The following is a 17,726-nucleotide window of genomic DNA, read 5'->3' on the forward strand; positions in this document are numbered from 1 at the left end:
CACCCGGCGAGCATTTGCAGCGCCGCATGCGACCCCAAGACGGGCCAACCCGAAGGGCCGGGGCGATTTGCCACGCCATCCGGCGTTGCACCCACCTTGTGGGGTGAGGCCCCACGGCGGCGGTTGCGCCTTGTCTGGCATGGCAACTCGCCCCGGCGCGCACCCATCCCAAAGCCCGACAGCCTCCTAGGCAACCCCGGCGCCCGCCAGGCAAGGTGGGCGCGCGGGGCTTTTGATTGGGCGTGGTTTGGGGCCTTTATCGGCCTTTTGAGGCATCGACGCACTCGCAGAATTCGGTCATCGAGTCTTGGCAATGCTTAGCCGGCTCGGCGAACGAATCCCAGGAGTGCCCGATGCCCCAAACCATCAACACCAACATCAACTCGCTGAATGCACAGCGCAATCTGAACGCCTCGCAGAGCTCGCTCGCGGTGTCGATGCAGCGTCTGTCGTCCGGCTTGCGGGTGAATTCCGCCAAGGACGACGCGGCGGGGCTGGCCATCGCCGAGCGAATGAACACGCAAGTCCGCGGCATGACCGTGGCGGCGCGAAACGCCAACGACGGCATCTCGCTGGCCCAGACCGCTGAAGGCGCTTTAGGCAAGGTCGGCGACATGCTGCAGCGAATGCGAGAGCTTGCCGTGCAGGCGGCCAACGGCACCAACAACGGCAACGACCGCACGGCACTGAACAACGAGTTCGTGCAGTTGCAGACGGAAGTCAGCCGCCTGGTGCGCAACACGACCTTCAACGGCTCGCAGGTGCTCACCGGTCCGTCGACATCGTTCATCTTCCAGGTGGGCGCCAATTCGACGGCAGATGACCAGATCGTCATCGCGATGAACGACGTCCTGGGCACGACGGCCGGGACGACGCTGACGGCAACGGCCAACGACGGCGCCCTGGCCACCGCCATCGGCAACCAGATCAACATCCTCGGCCCGAGTGGCAGCAGCGGTTCGACGCCTATCAGCGACCCCGACTTCGCCACCGCAGTTGCGCCGCCCGCCTTGACAGGTGTCAATGCCGACCAGGCCGACCCGCTCATCGCAATCAAGTTCATCGACTTCGCGCTGGCCCAGGTCAACAATGCCCGCTCCACCTTCGGTGCGACGCAGAACCGCTTCGATTCGGTGATCTCCAATCTGCAAGTCGCGGTCGAGAACCAGACCGCCGCCCGCAGCCGCATCATGGATGCCGACTTCGCCCAGGAAACGTCCAACATGAGCCGGGCACAGATCCTGCAGCAGGCGGGTAACGCCATGGTGGCCCAGGCCAACCAGCTGCCGCAGCAGGTGCTGTCGCTGCTGCAACGTTAAAACCCGAAAGGGTTTTTACAAAAAAATTTGCTCCGGGGCCTAAAGTCCCGGCAAATCCTGGCCGATATCCCTCTGGCATATCGGCCTTTCCTACATTCGCAGCATGGCAACCATCAGCTCAGCAGGCATCGGCAGCGGTCTCGACATCGAGTCGCTGGTGAGCAAGCTCGTCGCTGCCGAACGTACCCCCATCACCCAGCTCGCGCAGAAGACCGAGGGGCTCAAGACCGAACTCTCGTCCTACGGCAAGGTGCAAAGCACCTTGTCGACGCTGCGCGACGCCGCCTCCAAGCTCACCTCGCCCGCCACCTGGAGCGGCACGCTCGCCACCTCCAGTGACCCGACGGCCGTGTCCGTCAGCGCCGGCGCGGGTGCGGCCATCGGCAATGTGTCGGTGGAGGTGAAGAATCTCGCCAGCAGCCAGACCCTGGTCAGCGGCACGCCTTACGCCAGCTCGACGACGACTGTCGGCCAGGGCAGCCTGACCATCACGCTGGGCGCCTGGGGCAAGGATGTTGACGACAACACCACCTTCACCGACAAGGCCGGCGCCACCGCAGTGACGATCAACATCGGTGAAGGCCAGGACACGCTGGCCGGCATCCGCGATGCCATCAACGCGGCCAATACCGGCGTGACCGCCTCCGTCGTCAACGACGCCAACGGCTCGCGGCTCACGCTGCGCTCCACGGCCAGCGGCGAAACCAACGGCTTTCGCATCGATGCCGGCGGCGGCCTGGCCGACCTCGGCTACGACCCGCGTGTCGGCGTCAGCTCGCTGATCCAGACCCTGCCGGCCCAGAACGCCCGCGCGCTGATCAACGGCATCGACGTCAGCTCCGAGTCCAACACGCTGAAGGAGGCCATCGACGGCCTCAACATCACGCTGCTCAAGACGACCAGCGTGCCGGCCAGCGTGGCCGTCAGCCAGGACAAGGACTCGATCAAGAAGCTCATCACCGACTTCACGACCGCCTACAACGCCGTCAACGCGCTGCTGCGCGAGCAGACCAAGTACGACTCCAGCGCCAAGACGGCCGGCCCGCTGCAGGGCGACTCCACCGCCATCGGCCTGCAGAACCAGCTGCGCAGCATCATCGGTGGCACCACCTCGCTGGCCGGCAGCATTGGCCGCCTGGCACAACTCGGCCTGGATCCCGGCAACGACGGCAACATCAAGGTCTCCGACAGCAAGCTCAACACGGGTTTAAGCGATCTGGACAGCGTGAAGAAGCTCTTCATGGGCCTGGACGGCACCAACAGCAGCAACGATGGCTTTGCGCAGCGCATCCGCAGCTACATCGACGGGGCGCTGAACTCCGACGGGCGCCTCACCAGCCGCCAGGCCGGGCTGCAAAAACAGATTGCGAACAACGGCAAGCGCGCCGACGAGTTGGAAGACCACGCCTCGCACACCGAAGCCCGCCTGCGCGCCCGCTACTCCGCGCTGGACACGCAGATGAGCAAGCTCAACGGCCTGTCCAACTATGTGACGATGCAGATGAACAAGCTCAACAACGAATAAGCCGCAGGTACGGTGCGGCATGCACGGCGGCCCACGGGTCGCCGTTGTCATTTGTGAACTGTGTGAACTTCGAAACAACTGCCCGGTTCACGAGGCAATTCAGGTGAAGCCCGGCTCAAGTTCACCCCGGGGAAGGCCGAAAAACAGTCAACACGACGACGCCTTCAGCGACACACACCATGTACGGCAATATGTCCTCCCCCTTCGCAGCCCGCAACCAGCGCGCCACCCTCTACGCCAAGGTGGGCCTGGAGACCGACGTGCAGGCAGCCAGCCCGCACCGCCTCGTCGCCATGCTGTTCGACGGCGTCTTCGATGCGATGGCCCAGGCCACCCAGGCCATCCAGGCCGGCAACATCGAACTCAAGGGCCGCTCGCTGACGCGCGCCGTGCGCATCCTCGACGAGGGCCTGCGCGCCGGCCTGGACCTGTCGGCCGGCCAGTTGGCCACCGATCTGCGCGAACTCTATGGCTACGTCTGCATGCGCCTGACGCACGCCAACCTGAAGAGCGACCTCGCCGCCATCGACGAATGCCAGCGCCTGCTCGGCCCCGTGCGCGAAGCCTGGGCCGGGATCAGCCAGACGCCTGCCGCCATGGGCGCGCCCGCAGCCCGAGCCGCCTGAGCGCACTTTCACAGAATCACCGGTGACTCCCGCAATGAACTCCGAACTGCTGAACTACTACGAAGCCATCGAGCAGGCCAGCGCCGACATGCTCTCGGCCGCCCGCACCGGCAACTGGGACGAAGTCGTCAAGCTCGAAGGCGCTTGCGTGCTGCTGATCTCGCAGCTCAAGTCCGCCGCTCACCAGAGCCAGCTCGGCACCGGCGAGTCGCAGCTGAAAACGCGCATCATGCAGCGCATCCTGCTCAACGACGCCGAGATCCGCCACCTCGCCGAACCGTGGCTGGAGGACCTGGATCACGTCTTGAAGGGCAAGAGCAGATTGGTTCATTGAGCCCCTCGTCTGGTCTCGCATCGGCTGAACGCCGGCGAGTCCAGCCGGTCCCCCTGGGGGACGGCGATGCTTGCCGGATCGACCGGCAAGCACATCGCCCAGCGGGCCGGCTTGGGAGCGGCCCGGCGCTCGGCCCGAATGCGTGACGCGTTCACGCGCGCGCGGTTGACCGCCCGACTACCATTCCCGCATGAGTGCCCCTGACACCGTACCCGAGCAACTGCGGGTGACCGCCACCGCCGAGATCGCGGCCTATCTGCAGCAGTTGCAACGCGAGAACGCGGCCGTGCTGCTGAGCGGCCCGCCCGGCCAGAGCCTGTCCAGCCGCATCTGCGCCCTCGACGGCGAAGCCGGCGTGCTGGGCCTGGAGATCGGCACTGACCCCGAGGGCATCAGCCAGGCGCTGGTGGCCAGCGGCGAGATCACCGCCGTGGCCTACCTCGGCACCATCAAACTGCAGTTCGAGCTGGACGACGCCGTCCTCGTCAGCGGCGAACAGGGCGCCGTGCTGCGCAGCAGCCTGCCCGAACGGCTGTATCGCTTCCAGCGCCGCCAAGCCTTCCGCGTCCAGCCCGCCGGCAGCATCTACCCGCGCGTGGTGCTCCCCGGCGGCGAGCACCCGGGGCGCGCACTGCGCGTGCTGGACATCAGCATCGGCGGCCTCGCCCTGGCCCTGCCCGGCGAGCTGACGCCCGAGCAACCCTTGCAATCCCTCGTCGTGGGCCAGGTCGCCACCGGCCTCGTGCTGGAGCTGGACCGCCTCACGGCGCTGGGCATCGCCCTGGTGCCCCACCACGCCAGCGCCATCGCCGGTGACACGCACGGCATGCTGCAGCTCGGCTGCTCCTTCGTCGACCTCGACGCCAATGCCGGCCGGGCGCTGCAGGTCTATGTGGACCAGACGCAGAAGCGCCGCCGGCTGTTGAAGCTGGACACATGACGGCCCGGCCCAGCCAGGGCTTCACCTTGATCGAGGTGGCCTTCGTGATGGCAGTGCTGGCCATCGTTCTTTCGGTTGCCGTGCCCACGTATTCCAGCTATCTGGCGCGCCAGCGGCTGCGCCACGTGGCCGAGCTGCTGGAGATGGACCTGCGCCGCGCCCGCACCCTCAGCGTGGAGGAGGGGCGCAATGTCTACGTGAGCTTCCAGAGCGGGCCGCAGTGGTGCTGGGGCAGCAGCCGCCAGGCGCCCTGCAACTGCGCCACCGGCCAGCCGCGCTGCGAAATGGGCGGCGGCATCAACTACCGCGACCACAAGGGCACGCTGCTGCAGTCGGGCCAGAGCATCACGTTCCAAGCCGGCATGGGCCGCGCGCTGGACTGGACGCGCATCGGCATCTCCAACGACAAGAACCAGCAGCTCTACCTCGACCTCAACCCGCTTGGGCGGCCGTCGATCTGCGGATCAGACGCACGCAAGGGTGCTTGCTGAACCCGCAGGGTCAGATCTGCATGTTCATGATCTCGGAGTAAGCCGACACCAGCCGATTGCGTACCTGCAGCGTCGCCTGGAAGCCGATCTGGGCCTTCTGCATCGAGACCATGGTCTCTTCCAGGCTGACGGTCGGGTTGTCCAGCTGCACTTCGCGTTGCAGGCGGGCCGACTCGTTCTGCTGGCTGCTGACGTTCTTCAGCGCCTGCGTCATCGCGTCGCCGAAGCTGGCGCCCGTGGTGGCCGCCGGCTTCACGGACAGCGGCTGTCCGTTGACCGCCAGGCCCGCGCGGGCAGCGGCCTGAGCAAAGTCGAAGGGGCGTAGCTTCATGTCCATGGGACCGGACTTTGGCAGCAAGTCACGGGTGCAAAGCATCGAGATGCGCGGGCGTGGTCGGCTACTTCGGCGCTTTCTTGAGGGGGCTTGGCTCAAATAATTTGCGCCATCGGTCGATCCCCGACCCTCCCCTGCTGTCTCGCCCTCGATGGACAACGCCCTGAGCGCCCCTGCTGCCGCCGGCCCGGTGATGATCACCCCGGTCGACGCCGCGCCGAATTTTGTGCAGCGCCTCGGCGACCTGCCGCTGCGCAGCAAGCTGACCATGGGTGCCGGCCTGGTGGCCCTGGCCGGCGCCGTGCTGGCCATCACGCTGTGGTCGTCCCAGGGCGACTACCGGCCGCTGTTCACCGGCCTGTCCGACAAGGACGGCGGCGGTGTCATCGGCCAGCTCGCCTCCATGAACGTGCCTTACAAGCATGAAGCCGGCGGCACCATCCTCGTGCCGGCCGGCCAGGTCCACGAGCTGCGCATGAAGCTCGCCGCGCTGGGCCTGCCCAAGGGTGGCGCAGGCGGCGGCGCCGGCAGCGCGGTCGGCTTTGAGCTGATGGACAAGTCCTCCATCGGCCAGACGCAGYTTGCCGAGCGCCTGAACTTCCAGCGTGGCCTGGAGGGCGAACTGGCCCACACGATCAAGACCACGTCCGACGTCGTCGACGCCCGCGTGCACCTGGCGATCCCGCAGCAGAACGGCTTCTTCCGCGAGCAGCAGAAGCCCAGCGCCAGCGTCGTGCTGACGCTGCGCGGCGGCCGTACGCTGGACCGCAACCAGATCGCCGGCATCGTCCATGTCGTCTCCAGCGCCGTGCCGGAGTTGGCACCGAAGGCCGTCAGCATCGTCGACCAGACCGGCGCCCTGCTCTCCCAGACCGGCTCCGACTCCGCCACCGGCCTGGACACGCAGCAGCTGCAGTACAAGCAGCAGGTCGAGGCCGGCTACGGCAAGCGCATCTTCGAACTGCTGGAGCCGGTCGTCGGCCGCGACAACCTGCGCGCCAGCGTCACCGCCGACGTCGACTTCTCGCAGACCGAGGCCACCGCTGAGGAATACCGCCCCAACCAGGGCCCCAACGCCACGGCGGCGGTGCGCTCCAGCCAGAGCAACGAGTCCAACAACGCCAACGCCGCCCAGCCCACCGGCGTGCCCGGCGCGGCCACCAACCAGCCGCCCGTGCCGGCAACCGCCCCGATCAATGGCGCGAGCGCGCCGCTGCAGACCGCCCAGGGCGGCGCCGGCAACAACAACAGCCGCCGCGAGCAGGTCACCAACTACGAAGTCGACAAGACGGTGCGCGTGACGCGCGGCGCGACCGGCAACGTCAAGCGCCTGAACGCGGCCATCGTCGTCAACCACCGCACGGTGACCGACGCCAAGGGCAAGACGACGACGACGCCCGTGTCGGCCGACGAGATCACCCGCCTGACCGACCTGGTCAAGGAGGCCATGGGCTTCAATGCCGAACGTGGCGACTCGGTCAAGGTCATCAGCGCGCCCTTCATCGTCGACAAGATCGAGCCGCTGGACATCCCCGTGTGGAAGCAGCCCTGGCTGCTGGACATCGCCCGCAGCGCCATCGTGCCGCTGGCCTTCGTCGCCATCGCGCTGATCGCCGTCTTCGGCATGATTCGCCCCGCCATCCGGGCCGCCGCGCCGCTGCCGCCGGAAGACAAACCCGAGACGGTGGATGAAATCGTCGACGACACCGAGCTGTTGCCAGGTGCAGGCGGAATTCCCAGGCTGGAAGCGCCCATGCACAACGAAAAACTCGAACGCGCCCGCGCGCTGGCCCGTGACAATCCAGTGGCAGTCGCCAACATCATGCGCGACTGGATGGCGGGCCAGACCGCCTCCTGATTCAGAGCTGAACCATGGACGACAAGGGCATAGAGAACGCCGCAATCCTGCTGATGTCGCTGGGCGAAGAGGAAGCCAGCGAGGTCTTCAAGCATCTGTCGCCCAAGGAAGTGCAGGCGCTGGGCGAGACCATAGCCAAGCTCAAGGTCATCAAGCGCGCCCAGGTCGAGACCGTGCTCGACAAGTTCGACGCCATCGCCGAGACCCAGAGCACCCTGGTCACCGACACCGACGAGTACGTGCGCGCCGTGCTGCGCAAGGCCCTCGGCGAGGACAAGGCCAACCTGCTGCTGGACCGCATCCTGCAAGGCAGCGACGTCTCCAGCATCGAGAGCCTGAAGTGGATGGACGCCGCCAGCGTGGCCGAACTGCTGCGCAACGAGCACCCGCAGATCATCGCGGCCATCCTGGCCCACCTGGACTTCGACCAGACCAGTTCGGTGCTGAAGATGTTCACCGAGCGCGGCCGCAATGAGGTGCTGATCCGCATCGCCACGCTGGACGGCATCCAGCCGACGGCGCTGAAGGACCTCAACGAGGTCATGAGCCAGATCCTGGCCGGCGGCGAGCGCATGAAGAAGAGCTCGCTGGGCGGCGCCAAGACGGCGGCCGAGATCATCAACATGATGGGCTCCAGCGTCGAGGCCTCGGTGCTGGACTACATCCGCGAGGCCGACTCCGACCTGGCGCAGAAGATCATGGACAACATGTTCACGTTCGACGACGTGAACAAGATCGACGACAAGGGCATCCAGGCCGTGCTCAAGGAAGTGCAGAGCGAGAGCCTCATCGTCGCGCTCAAGGGCTCCAGCGCCGAGCTGCGCGAGAAGATCTTCCGCAACATGTCCACCCGCGCCGCCGAGACGCTGCGCGAGGACCTCGAAACCCGTGGCCCGGTGCGGTTGTCGGAGGTGGAGGCCGAGCAGAAGGAAATGCTCAAGATCGTGCGCCGCCTGGTGGACGAAGGGCAGATCGTGCTTGCCGGCGGTGGTGACGACCAGTTCGTCTGACACTGCGGCTTATGGCTACCCGTCCTCCTCCTCGTCAAGTCCCGCCGCCCGACCGCCGGGAGACCGAACGCCGCAACACCTACGCCCGCTTCATCCCCGGCGAAGAGCTGCAGGGCGCCAAGGCCTGGAACCTCGACAACCTGGGTGGCGCTGCGCCGGCCTCGCCCTTCAGCCAGGCCAAGCCCGCCGCGCCTGCGCCGGCGGCCGCACCGGTGCAGCCACCGCCCCCACCCGAGCCCAGCGCGCAGGAGCAGTTGCACGCCGCCCGCCAGGCCGGCTACCAGGACGGCTACCGCGACGGCATGGCCGCGCTGGACGCCTTCAAGCACAGCTTCGCGCAGCAGATCAGCGCCCAGGTCGGCCAGGTCGTGAAGAACTTCGACGCCGAGATGCTGGCGCTGGAAGGCGACATGGCCACCTCGCTCGCCCGCATCGCCGTCGAGCTGGCCCGCCAGGTCGTGCGCAGCGAGCTGGCGCAACGCCCGGAACTGATTGCCCGCGTGGCGCATGACGCGGTGGAGGCGCTGCAGCTGTCGGCCCGCCATGTGCGCGTGCGCGTCCACCCCGACGATTTCCCGCTCGTGCAGGAAGGCGCGGGCCCCGAACTGCAGGCCCGCGAGGCCCAGCTCATCCCCGACGCCGAAGTGGCCCGCGGCGGCGTCAAGGTCGATGCCGACGTCGCCAGCGTCGACGCGACGATTGCCACGCGTTGGCAGCAAGCCGTCTCCACCATAGGCCAGGCCTCGATCTGGGAAGACCGCCGCGGAGGCGAGGATGACGACGACTGAGCGCACGGAGCGCACTGAGCGCTGGCAGCGCCACCTCGCCGACCTCGAAACGCTGGCCACCAACGGCTCGCCGCTGGAATGCCAGGGCAAGCTGGTGCGCGTGGCCGGCCTGGTGCTGGAGGCCACCGGCATCAAGGTGCCGCTGGGCTCGGTCTGCCGCATCCAGATGCCCAGCAGCGGCAACAGCCCGCGCCGCGGCTCGGCGCCGGTGAACGCCGAGGTCGTCGGCTTCTCCGGGGACCGCGCCTACCTGATGCCCACCGACGAGGTGCAAGGCCTGTCCAGCGGTGCCACCGTCGTGCCGCGCCACCTGCCGCCGCTGGCGCCCCAGCTGGGCCAGCCGCTGCACCCCTGGCGCCGTGGCGAGGACCGCGGCCTGCACCTGCCCATGGGCGACGGCCTGCTGGGCCGCGTCGTCGACCCGCACGGCCACCCGCTGGACCGTGGCGGTGAGCTCACTAACATCCATAACGAACCCATGGTACGGCGCCCCATCAACGCGATGGACCGCGACCCGGTGCGCACGCCGCTGGACACCGGCGTGCGTGCCATCAACGCGATGCTGACGGTGGGCCGCGGCCAGCGCCTCGGGCTCTTTGCCGGCACCGGCGTCGGCAAGTCGGTGCTGCTGGGCATGATGGCGCGCTACACGCAGGCCGATGTCATCGTCGTCGGCCTGATCGGCGAGCGCGGCCGCGAGGTGAAGGAATTCATCGAGGACATCCTCGGCGACGAGGGCCGCAAGCGCAGCGTCGTCGTCGCCGCACCCGCCGACGCGCCACCGCTGATGCGCATGCAGGGCGCGCACTACGCCACGGCGATTGCCGAGCACTTCCGCGACCAGGGCCGCCATGTGCTGCTGCTGATGGACTCGCTGACCCGCTACGCGATGGCGCAGCGCGAGATTGCCCTGGCCATCGGCGAGCCGCCGGCCACGCGGGGCTACCCACCGAGCTGCTTTRCCAAGCTGCCCCAATTGGTGGAGCGCAGCGGCAACGGCCTGGCCGGCGAAGGCTCCATCACCGCCTTCTACACGGTGCTGACCGAGGGCGACGACCCGCAGGACCCGATTGCCGACGCGGCGCGCGGCATCCTGGACGGCCACATCGTGCTGAGCCGCGAGTTGGCCGAGGCCGGCCACTACCCGGCCATCGACATCGAGCGCTCCGTCTCGCGGGTGATGACCAGTGTTGCACCCCAAAACCAGGTCGATTCCGCGCGTCGGTTTCGCCAGCTTCTGGCGAAATACAACAAGGCCCGCGACCTGATCCAGCTTGGCGCCTATGCCCCGGGCAGCGACCCCGAGCTGGATACGGCCGTTCGCCTGCATGCCGACATGACGCGGCTGCTGCAGCAGGACATGCACAGCCCGGCACTTCTTCACGCCAGCGTCAGCCAATTGCAGGCCGTGGTCCAAGGCGCCTAACCTTTCGGGGTGGGCTGCCGATATCGACCTGAGCGCCTGACCGCCGTGTCAGACGCTGCGCTGGAGTTGTTAATGAGTGCATCCCCGACCGACACCCTGAGCCTGCTGCTGGACCGCGCCGAAGGCGAGCGCGACGCCGCCGCACAGGCCCTGCACGCCGCCAGCGCCCAAGCCCAGGCAGCGCATGTCCAGCATGGTGAGCTGGCCGGCTACCGTCAGGACTACCGGCAGCGCTGGACCGAGAGCTTCGCCCAGGCCACGACGATGGACATCGTGGCCTGCTACCAGAGCTTCGGCCAGCGCCTGAACCAGGCCGTCGACACGCAAGGCCATGTGGCCAACCACGCCGACCAGCGCCAGGTGCGCGCCCGCGACGCGCTGCGCCAGGCCGAACTGCGCGTGGCCGCGCTGCGCCAGCTCATCGCCCGCCGCCAGGCCGAGGTTGCCAAGGTGGACCAGCGCCGCGAGCAGCGCGCCACGGACGAGTTTGCCGCCCGCGCCCATCTGCGCCGCTTTGCGCACGCCTGAGGGCTGAGGTCACCGCCATGCTTGCCCAGAACATCGCCCCCAAGCCGGCCGCGCTGCCGCCGCCCGCCCAGCCTTCCCTGCCGGCCAGCAGCGCCGGCGGCCCCAGCTTCGCGCAGTTCCTGACCGATCAGACTGCGCCGCCGCCGCCGCAGACCGACCCCGAGCCCAGCCCGCCCGAGGATGCGGCCGAGCCCGAGCAGGCCGCGTCCGCCGCGGCCACGCCGCGCCGCGCCACCGCTCAAACGGCCAAGCCCGCCGCGCAGAGCCGCGCCGCCGAGGGCACGGCCAAGACCGACGTCAAGGCCACGCTCGCCGGCAAGGCCGACGCCCAGGCCGCGACCGACGCCGTGACTGCAGACGAGGACGAAGCCGCCGACACGCCGGAGCTGAAGGAGTTCACGCAGCTCATTGGCCTGCATGCGGCCGCGCCCGAGGCGACAGCCGCTGCGGCCAAGCCAGACAGCCATCGTGGCCGCGCCGCCGCTGCTGCGGATGACGCGCCCCAAGTTCGCCCCGCCCTGAGTGCCTTGACGACCGCGCCAGCCAACGACGACCGCGCCGCCGACAAGCCCGAGGCCGCGGCCGCCAAGCCGGGCGACCTGCGCGCCGACAAGTCCACCGGGCGCGCGTCGACCGAGTCGCTGCAGGTCACGGCCAGCCAGGCCGGCAGCGACCCGTCCGGCACCGCCCCTGCGCCCGCCCCGCCGAGCTTCGCCGCCGTCCTCGCCCAGGCGCTGCCCACGCCCACCACCCTGCCCGACGCCGCCGCAGCCGCGACCTACGCCAATGTGCAGGCGCCGCTGCACGGCCCCGCCTTCGCGCCCGAGCTGGGCGCGCGCGTCAGCCTGATGGCCGTGGACGGCGTGCAGCACGCCGAGCTGCAGCTCAACCCGGCCGACATGGGGCCGGTGACCGTGCAGATCGTCGTTGACGGCAGCCAGGCCCAGGTCTCCTTCCACGCCCTGCAGGCCGAGACGCGCCAGGCGCTGGAGCAGAGCCTGCCCGACCTTGCTGCGGCGCTGCAAGGTCAGGGGCTGACGCTGTCCGGCGGCGGTGTCTTCCAGCAGGCGCCGCGTGACGCAGATCACGCCGAGGACAGCCGCGATGCCGGCGGCATGGCGCGCAGTTCACGCGCTAGCAACGACCGCGTCGGCGGCACCGCCCCCGTGGCGGCCGCGCCGGCTCGCCGCAGCGTCGGCCTGCTCGACACGTTTGCCTGAACCTGAAGCGGGAATAGCCCGCCCGCGCCGCGCCTAATCCACGCATGCCCGGGCGACCCGAGGTCAATAATCAGGCATCGAGCCGCCCTCCATCTGCGGTGGGCGCGACGTTCAAGGAGTTCTCATGGCGACTGCGCCGGCTGCCGAAGAGGCCGCGCCCAAGGGTGGCGGCAGCAAGAAGAAGCTGATCATCATCCTGGCAGCCGTGCTGGTCCTGGTATTGGGCGGCGGCGGCGCGGCCTTGCTGCTGCTGAAGAAGAAGCCCGTCGACGACGGCGAGGACGGCGCCGATCAGACCGAGGAGCACGCGCCCAAGGCCAAGGTCAAGCCCAAGAGCGACCACCCGCCCACTTTCGTGCCGCTGGACCCCTTCACGGTCAACCTGGCCGACAAGGACGTGGACCGCTTTGCGCAGATCGGCATCACGCTGCAGGTCGAGGACCCCAAGTTCGCCGACCAGGTCAAGGCCTACATGCCCGCCATCCGCAGCAATGTGCTGATGGTGCTGTCGCACAAGACGGCGGCAGAGCTGCTGACCCGCGAGGGCAAGGACCAGCTCGCCAAGGACATCATGCGTGAGGCGGTGCGCCCCATGGGCATAGAACTCGACGACGAAGACGAGGCCGAGCACGCCGGCGACGCGCCGAAGAAGAAAAAGAAGAAGAAGAAAAACACCGTCGAAAACCCCATCTCCCAGGTCCTGTTCTCCAACTTCATCGTGCAATGAATCAGCAGATCCTTTCGCAAGACGAAGTCGATGCACTGCTGCAAGGCATCACCGGCGAGAGTCAGAAGCTCGAGCAGGAAGAGGAGCAGGTTGGCGGCATACGCGAGTACAACCTCGCCAGCCAGGAACGCATCGTTCGTGGGCGCATGCCCACGATGGAAATCATCAACGAGCGGTTCGCGCGCAACATCCGCGTCGGCCTGTTCAACTTCATCCGCAAGAGCCCGGAAGTCGCCATCGGCGGCATCAAGGTGCAGAAGTACAGCGCCTTCCTGCGCGAGATCGTCGTCCCGACCAACTTCAACATCGTCTCGGTCAAGCCGCTGCGCGGCAGCGGCCTCATCGTCTGCGACCCGACGCTGGTGTTCGCCGTCATCGACTCGCTGTTCGGCGGCATCGGCAAGTTCCACGCCCGCATCGAGGGCCGCGATTTCTCGCCCACCGAGCAGCGCGTCATCACCCGCATCGTCGAGGTCGTCCTCGCCGAGTACCACAAGGCCTGGAAGGGCATCTAYCCGCTCGAGCTSGAMTACCAGCGCTCGGAGATGCAGCCSCAGTTCGCCAACATCGCCACGCCSAGCGAGATCGTCGTGTCGACGTCCTTCACGCTGGAAATCGGCGAGACCAGCGGCACCATCTACTTCTGCATCCCGTACTCGACGCTGGAGCCCATCCGCGACGTGCTCTACAGCACGACACAGGGCGACTCCACCGAGCCGGACCGCCGCTGGATCAACCTGCTGAAGACGCAGATCCAGGCCGCCGAGGTCGAACTTGTCGCCGAGCTGGGCACGGCGCCGGCCACGGTGGAGCAGTTGCTGGCCTTCAAGCCGGGTGACTTCATCGAGCTGGACCTGGATCCCATGATCCAGACCAAGGTGGACGGTGTGCCCGTCTTCGACTGCCACTACGGCACGTCCAACGGGCGCTACGCGCTCAAGATCAACAAGATGCTGACTGGCCCGCAAGAGAGCTGGTTAGGAGCCAAACATGAGCCCTGATTCACCCAGCCAAGAAGAACAAGACGCGATGGCGGCCGAATGGGCTGCGGCGCTGGCCGAGGCCGCGCCCGCCCCGTCTGTCGCGTCGGAAGTCGCCGAAGTGCCGGAACAGGTGTCCACGCCGAACTTCGCCAACTTCACGCCGACCGGCGGCATGGGGCCGGGCAACGACATCAACATGATCCTGGACATTCCCGTCCAGCTGACTGTTGAACTCGGCCGCACCCGCATCCCGATCAAGAACATCCTGCAGCTGGCCCAAGGGTCGGTCGTCGAGCTGGACGCGCTGGCCGGCGAGCCCATGGACGTGCTCGTCAACGGCTACCTGATCGCCCAGGGCGAGGTGGTGGTGGTGAACGACAAGTTCGGCATCCGGCTGACGGACATCGTCACGCCGTCCGAGCGCATGCGCCGGCTCAGCAAGGCGGCCTGATCGCGGTCTGCGGGCGTGGTCCCCGGACAACCAAGGGTTTGCCGGGCCATTTAGGGGGTTCGGTCGCTCAAGTCCGTCCGCAGAATGCCGAGGCATGAATGCTTCCGGCCTGCTCCCCTTTCTCTGGTTCCTCGGCATCGTCGCGCTGATCCCCGTCGCGCTGTGGCTGCTCAAGCGCACGCCGCTGGGTGGCGCGGCGGCGGTGGGCGTGCTGCGCGTCGTGGCCCAGCTGCCCACGGCGCCCAACCAGCGCCTGCTCGTCGTCGAGGTCGGCCAGGGCGATGACCGCCGCTGGCTGGTGCTGGGCGCCACGGCGCAGAGCATCACGACGCTGCACGTCATGCCGCCGCAGGCCGAGCCGGTAGCGCCGGCCAGCTTCGCCAAATTGCTGAGCAAGGAGCGCGGCGATGCGGCTTAAGTTCCTGCTGAGCCTCGGCCTGCTGGCCGCCGGCAGCGCCTTCGCGCAGAGCCAGACACCGCCGGCCACGCTGCCGCTGCTGATCGGCCAGGGCGCCGGCGGCAGCTACTCGGTGCCCATCCAGACGCTGCTGTTCTTCACGGCTTTAGGCTTCCTGCCGGCGGTCATCCTGATGATGACCGCCTTCACGCGCATCGCCATCGTGCTGAGCCTGATGCGCCAGGCCCTGGGCACGCAGGCCGCGCCGCCCAACCAGGTCATCGTCGGCCTCAGCTTGTTCCTGACCTTCTTCGTCATGAGCCCGACGCTGGACAAGGTCTACGCCGACGCCTGGCAGCCCTACAGCGCCGGCACCATCCAGTTCGACGAGGCCTTGAAGCGCGCCGAGGTGCCGATGCGCGGCTTCATGCTGAAGCAGACGCGCCAGGCCGACGTGGCGCTGTTCTCGCGCCTGGCCAAGCTCGACGCCAGCGTGAAGCCGGAGGAAGTGCCCTTCAAGGTGCTGGTGCCGGCCTTCGTGACCAGCGAGTTGAAGAGCGCCTTCCAGATCGCGTTTTTGATCTTCATCCCCTTCCTCGTCATCGACATGATCGTGGCGAGTGTGCTGATGAGCCTGGGGATGATGATGCTGTCGCCGGTGCTCGTGTCGCTGCCGTTCAAGCTGATGCTGTTCGTTTTGGCGGACGGCTGGAATCTATTGCTTGGCTCCCTAGCCGCTTCTTTTGTGACCTGACCATGGATGCACAACAAGTCTTCACTTTCGGCCAGCAGGGCCTCTACATGCTGATGCTGGTGGCCGCGCCCATCCTCATCGTCGTGCTGCTCGTCGGCGTCGTCATCAGCGTGATCCAGGCGGCCACTCAGATCAACGAGGCGACGCTGTCGTTTGTACCCAAGGTCATCGCAGCGGTAGTGACGTTGCTGGTGGCGGGGCCGTGGATGATGACGACGCTGGTGGAATACATCCAGCGGACGTTGATGACGATTCCGTCGGTGGTGGGGTAGGTCTGGTTGTTGCGATGAGTGGGCCGCTGTTCGCTGCTTCGGGTTGGCGCCACGGTGCCGGGAGTCCCGCCCGGCGGCGGGGTAACTTTCTTCTGCGGGGCCAGAAGAAAGTCACCAAAGAAGAGGCCCTGAACCGCACACGAGCACCACATGCACGAGCTGCGCCGTGCAACAGCCGATCGTTGCGTGGGACGACGCGAGCCGCTGCGCTCTCGCTGCTGTCCTTGTCACCAGCACCACTCTTTGCCGCTTCAGCCCGCCTAACGCGCGGCTGCACGCCGGGCTCACGAGAAACACCGAAGACAGCGTCGCTCGGGCGACGCGATGGCTCGTTGCTCGTCGTAGGTAGCGAACCCCAACGCCGCCCCGCCAGACCGATGTGGCGTCGCCCCAGCGACGCGGCAATTCCTGGTGAGCCCGGCGTGCAGCCGGCGTTAGGCGGCATGAAGTGGCGCGCCATGGCAGTCGTCACAAGGACAGCAGCGAGAGCGCAGCGGCTCGCGTCTGCCCGCAATGCCAGTGGATGTTTTCGCGCGCCGCTCTTTGCGGCGTCGCGCTCGTGTGCGGTTCAGGGCCTCTTCTTTGGTGACTTTCTTCTGGCCCCGCAGAAGAAAGTTACCCGGCCGCCGGGACGGACTCCCGGCAATGCATCGAGCAGGCACGCTCTGGGCAAATGCAACCCACAGCGGAGCAACTAACCAAACATGTTCTCCGTCACCGAAGCCCAACTCCTTGAGTGGCTCAACCCCCTCCTCTGGCCCTTCATCCGCACCCTGGCCCTGTTCGCCGGCATGCCCACCTTCAGCCAGCGCGCCGTGCCGCTGCGCCTGCGCGTGGGCCTGTCGCTCTTCATCGCCGTGGCGGCACAACCCTCCCTGCCGGCGATCCCGCCCACACCGCTCGACTCCTTCCCTGCCCTCACCCTGCTCGTCGCCCAACAGCTGCTGATCGGCCTGTCCATGGGCTTCGCCGTGCGCCTCGTGTTCGCGGCGCTGGAGTTCGCAGGCGAATTGATCGGCCTGCAGATGGGCCTGAACTTTGCCGGCTTCTTCGACCCCTCCAGCGGCGCCCAGGGCACCGCCAGCGCGCGCTTCTTCGGCAGCATGGTGGCCTTTCTGTTCATCGCCATCAACGGCCACCTGCTGCTCATCAACGCGCTGGTGCAGAGCTTCCACAGCTTCCCGGTCGGCACCGAGCCCTTCGCCTTCCTGCGCGCGACGATGCCGCACCGCTGGGGCGCGGAGATCTTCACCATCGGCCTGTGGATCGCGCTGCCGCTCATCACGATGCTGATGTTCGTCAACCTCGTGCTGGGCGTGATCTCGCGCGTCGCGCCGCAGATCGGCGTCTTCTCGGTCGGCTTCCCGCTGACCGTCAGCGTCGGCCTGATCGGCATGGTGGCCACGCTGCCGCTGATGCAGACGCCCTTCACCGTGGCGCTTGAGCGTCTGCTGGCGGCGTTCAGTTAGCCCCTCGTCCGGTCTCGCTCCGCTGAACGCGGGCGTGCCCAGCCGGTCCCCCGAGCAACTGTGTCTGGCGTCAAGCGCCAGAAGGGGTTTGAAGATGCTTGACAGCATCCCAAGTGGCTTGATCGCGCAACATGGCATTGATCACGGTGAGCAGCTTGCGCATGCAGGCCACAAGCGCCACCTTCTTGGCCTTGCCGGCCGCGACCAGGCGTGCGTAGAAGACCTTGATCGCAGGGTTGTGAACGATCGCCGAGACCGTGGCCATGTACAGCAC

The 17,726-nt window shown here is 67.5% G+C and carries 20 protein-coding genes and 1 pseudogene; 19 read left to right on the forward strand and 2 right to left on the reverse strand.

The window, feature by feature from the left end; translation table 11 throughout:
- The first annotated feature begins 353 nt into the window (after window positions 1-353).
- The 6 genes from ACXRVZ_RS25670 to ACXRVZ_RS25695 all read left to right on the forward strand — a co-directional run bounded on the left by ACXRVZ_RS25670 (window position 354) and on the right by ACXRVZ_RS25695 (window position 5,235).
- Window positions 354-1,319, forward strand: a complete 966-nt coding sequence (locus tag ACXRVZ_RS25670; protein WP_457427779.1) for a flagellin N-terminal helical domain-containing protein — start codon at window positions 354-356, stop codon at window positions 1,317-1,319.
- A gap of 103 nt (window positions 1,320-1,422) precedes the next feature.
- Window positions 1,423-2,844, forward strand: a complete 1,422-nt coding sequence (gene fliD / locus ACXRVZ_RS25675) for a flagellar filament capping protein FliD (protein WP_457427781.1) — start codon at window positions 1,423-1,425, stop codon at window positions 2,842-2,844.
- 191 nt (window positions 2,845-3,035) lie between these two features.
- The gene (gene fliS / locus ACXRVZ_RS25680) at window positions 3,036-3,470 is read left to right on the forward strand and encodes a flagellar export chaperone FliS (RefSeq protein WP_457427783.1); all 435 of its coding nucleotides are present in this window, start codon (window positions 3,036-3,038) and stop codon (window positions 3,468-3,470) included.
- A 34-nt stretch (window positions 3,471-3,504) separates the two neighbouring features.
- Window positions 3,505-3,804, forward strand: coding sequence for a flagellar protein FliT (locus ACXRVZ_RS25685; protein WP_457427785.1), 300 nt, complete (start codon window positions 3,505-3,507; stop codon window positions 3,802-3,804).
- Window positions 3,805-3,994: 190 nt separating this feature from the next.
- Entirely contained in the window at window positions 3,995-4,744 is a 750-nt protein-coding gene (locus tag ACXRVZ_RS25690; protein WP_457427787.1) for a flagellar brake protein, read from the forward strand.
- The gene (locus tag ACXRVZ_RS25695) at window positions 4,741-5,235 is read left to right on the forward strand and encodes a pilus assembly FimT family protein (protein WP_457427789.1); all 495 of its coding nucleotides are present in this window, start codon (window positions 4,741-4,743) and stop codon (window positions 5,233-5,235) included. The genes ACXRVZ_RS25690 and ACXRVZ_RS25695 overlap by 4 nt, the downstream gene beginning before the upstream one ends.
- 10 nt (window positions 5,236-5,245) lie before the next feature.
- Here ACXRVZ_RS25695 and fliE read toward each other — a convergent pair whose 3' ends face one another.
- The gene (gene fliE, locus ACXRVZ_RS25700; RefSeq protein ID WP_457427791.1) at window positions 5,246-5,572 is read right to left on the reverse strand and encodes a flagellar hook-basal body complex protein FliE; all 327 of its coding nucleotides are present in this window, start codon (window positions 5,570-5,572) and stop codon (window positions 5,246-5,248) included.
- Between the two features lie 148 nt (window positions 5,573-5,720).
- Between fliE and fliF the strand changes: the two genes are divergently transcribed.
- From fliF to fliR, 13 genes are all read left to right on the forward strand, one after another.
- Window positions 5,721-7,427, forward strand: a complete 1,707-nt coding sequence (fliF, locus tag ACXRVZ_RS25705) for a flagellar basal-body MS-ring/collar protein FliF (protein ID WP_458232986.1) — start codon at window positions 5,721-5,723, stop codon at window positions 7,425-7,427.
- 14 nt (window positions 7,428-7,441) lie between these two features.
- Window positions 7,442-8,437, forward strand: coding sequence for a flagellar motor switch protein FliG (gene fliG, locus ACXRVZ_RS25710; protein ID WP_457427795.1), 996 nt, complete (start codon window positions 7,442-7,444; stop codon window positions 8,435-8,437).
- A gap of 11 nt (window positions 8,438-8,448) precedes the next feature.
- Window positions 8,449-9,225 (forward strand): FliH/SctL family protein, encoded by a 777-nt coding sequence (locus ACXRVZ_RS25715; RefSeq protein ID WP_457427797.1) that lies wholly within the window; start codon window positions 8,449-8,451, stop codon window positions 9,223-9,225.
- Complete coding sequence (gene fliI / locus ACXRVZ_RS25720; protein ID WP_458232987.1) at window positions 9,212-10,651, forward strand: flagellar protein export ATPase FliI; 1,440 nt, start codon at window positions 9,212-9,214, stop codon at window positions 10,649-10,651. The genes ACXRVZ_RS25715 and fliI overlap by 14 nt, the downstream gene beginning before the upstream one ends.
- 72 nt (window positions 10,652-10,723) lie before the next feature.
- Window positions 10,724-11,179, forward strand: coding sequence for a flagellar export protein FliJ (gene fliJ, locus ACXRVZ_RS25725; protein ID WP_457427801.1), 456 nt, complete (start codon window positions 10,724-10,726; stop codon window positions 11,177-11,179).
- A gap of 17 nt (window positions 11,180-11,196) precedes the next feature.
- Window positions 11,197-12,399 (forward strand): flagellar hook-length control protein FliK, encoded by a 1,203-nt coding sequence (locus ACXRVZ_RS25730; RefSeq protein ID WP_457427803.1) that lies wholly within the window; start codon window positions 11,197-11,199, stop codon window positions 12,397-12,399.
- Between the two features lie 124 nt (window positions 12,400-12,523).
- Window positions 12,524-13,126 carry a flagellar basal body-associated FliL family protein gene (locus ACXRVZ_RS25735; protein WP_457427804.1) on the forward strand — a complete coding sequence of 201 codons (603 nt, stop codon included), beginning with the start codon at window positions 12,524-12,526 and terminating at the stop codon, window positions 13,124-13,126.
- The gene (fliM, locus tag ACXRVZ_RS25740) at window positions 13,123-14,127 is read left to right on the forward strand and encodes a flagellar motor switch protein FliM (RefSeq protein ID WP_458232988.1); all 1,005 of its coding nucleotides are present in this window, start codon (window positions 13,123-13,125) and stop codon (window positions 14,125-14,127) included. Before ACXRVZ_RS25735 ends, fliM begins: the two co-directional genes overlap by 4 nt.
- Window positions 14,117-14,560, forward strand: a complete 444-nt coding sequence (gene fliN / locus ACXRVZ_RS25745) for a flagellar motor switch protein FliN (protein ID WP_457427808.1) — start codon at window positions 14,117-14,119, stop codon at window positions 14,558-14,560. The genes fliM and fliN overlap by 11 nt, the downstream gene beginning before the upstream one ends.
- A gap of 94 nt (window positions 14,561-14,654) precedes the next feature.
- Window positions 14,655-14,978, forward strand: coding sequence for a FliO/MopB family protein (locus tag ACXRVZ_RS25750; protein WP_457427810.1), 324 nt, complete (start codon window positions 14,655-14,657; stop codon window positions 14,976-14,978).
- On the forward strand, window positions 14,968-15,711 hold the full coding sequence (gene fliP, locus ACXRVZ_RS25755; protein ID WP_457427812.1) for a flagellar type III secretion system pore protein FliP: 744 nt from the start codon (window positions 14,968-14,970) through the stop codon (window positions 15,709-15,711). The genes ACXRVZ_RS25750 and fliP overlap by 11 nt, the downstream gene beginning before the upstream one ends.
- Window positions 15,712-15,713: 2 nt before the next feature.
- Window positions 15,714-15,983 (forward strand): flagellar biosynthesis protein FliQ, encoded by a 270-nt coding sequence (fliQ, locus tag ACXRVZ_RS25760; protein ID WP_457427814.1) that lies wholly within the window; start codon window positions 15,714-15,716, stop codon window positions 15,981-15,983.
- Window positions 15,984-16,687: 704 nt separating this feature from the next.
- Window positions 16,688-17,452 carry a flagellar biosynthetic protein FliR gene (gene fliR, locus ACXRVZ_RS25765; RefSeq protein ID WP_457427816.1) on the forward strand — a complete coding sequence of 255 codons (765 nt, stop codon included), beginning with the start codon at window positions 16,688-16,690 and terminating at the stop codon, window positions 17,450-17,452.
- A 70-nt stretch (window positions 17,453-17,522) separates the two neighbouring features.
- On the opposite strand, the pseudogene ACXRVZ_RS25770 reads toward fliR, so the two are convergent.
- A pseudogene (locus ACXRVZ_RS25770) lies at window positions 17,523-17,726 on the reverse strand (IS110 family transposase); the annotation flags it as partial.

It is taken from the genome of Roseateles sp. P5_E8 (genome assembly GCF_054177665.1).

Coding starts and splice junctions, on each gene's coding strand:
- fliJ (WP_457427801.1), top strand. CDS start 10,724: ATGAGTGCATCCCCGACCGACACCCTGAGCCTGCTGCTGGACCGCGCC.
- fliR (WP_457427816.1), top strand. CDS start 16,688: ATGTTCTCCGTCACCGAAGCCCAACTCCTTGAGTGGCTCAACCCCCTC.
- fliE (WP_457427791.1), bottom strand. CDS start 5,572: ATGGACATGAAGCTACGCCCCTTCGACTTTGCTCAGGCCGCTGCCCGC.
- ACXRVZ_RS25695 (WP_457427789.1), top strand. CDS start 4,741: ATGACGGCCCGGCCCAGCCAGGGCTTCACCTTGATCGAGGTGGCCTTC.
- ACXRVZ_RS25690 (WP_457427787.1), top strand. CDS start 3,995: ATGAGTGCCCCTGACACCGTACCCGAGCAACTGCGGGTGACCGCCACC.
- ACXRVZ_RS25670 (WP_457427779.1), top strand. CDS start 354: ATGCCCCAAACCATCAACACCAACATCAACTCGCTGAATGCACAGCGC.
- ACXRVZ_RS25730 (WP_457427803.1), top strand. CDS start 11,197: ATGCTTGCCCAGAACATCGCCCCCAAGCCGGCCGCGCTGCCGCCGCCC.
- ACXRVZ_RS25715 (WP_457427797.1), top strand. CDS start 8,449: ATGGCTACCCGTCCTCCTCCTCGTCAAGTCCCGCCGCCCGACCGCCGG.
- ACXRVZ_RS25735 (WP_457427804.1), top strand. CDS start 12,524: ATGGCGACTGCGCCGGCTGCCGAAGAGGCCGCGCCCAAGGGTGGCGGC.
- fliQ (WP_457427814.1), top strand. CDS start 15,714: ATGGATGCACAACAAGTCTTCACTTTCGGCCAGCAGGGCCTCTACATG.
- fliD (WP_457427781.1), top strand. CDS start 1,423: ATGGCAACCATCAGCTCAGCAGGCATCGGCAGCGGTCTCGACATCGAG.
- ACXRVZ_RS25685 (WP_457427785.1), top strand. CDS start 3,505: ATGAACTCCGAACTGCTGAACTACTACGAAGCCATCGAGCAGGCCAGC.
- fliG (WP_457427795.1), top strand. CDS start 7,442: ATGGACGACAAGGGCATAGAGAACGCCGCAATCCTGCTGATGTCGCTG.
- fliN (WP_457427808.1), top strand. CDS start 14,117: ATGAGCCCTGATTCACCCAGCCAAGAAGAACAAGACGCGATGGCGGCC.
- fliS (WP_457427783.1), top strand. CDS start 3,036: ATGTCCTCCCCCTTCGCAGCCCGCAACCAGCGCGCCACCCTCTACGCC.
- fliP (WP_457427812.1), top strand. CDS start 14,968: ATGCGGCTTAAGTTCCTGCTGAGCCTCGGCCTGCTGGCCGCCGGCAGC.
- ACXRVZ_RS25750 (WP_457427810.1), top strand. CDS start 14,655: ATGAATGCTTCCGGCCTGCTCCCCTTTCTCTGGTTCCTCGGCATCGTC.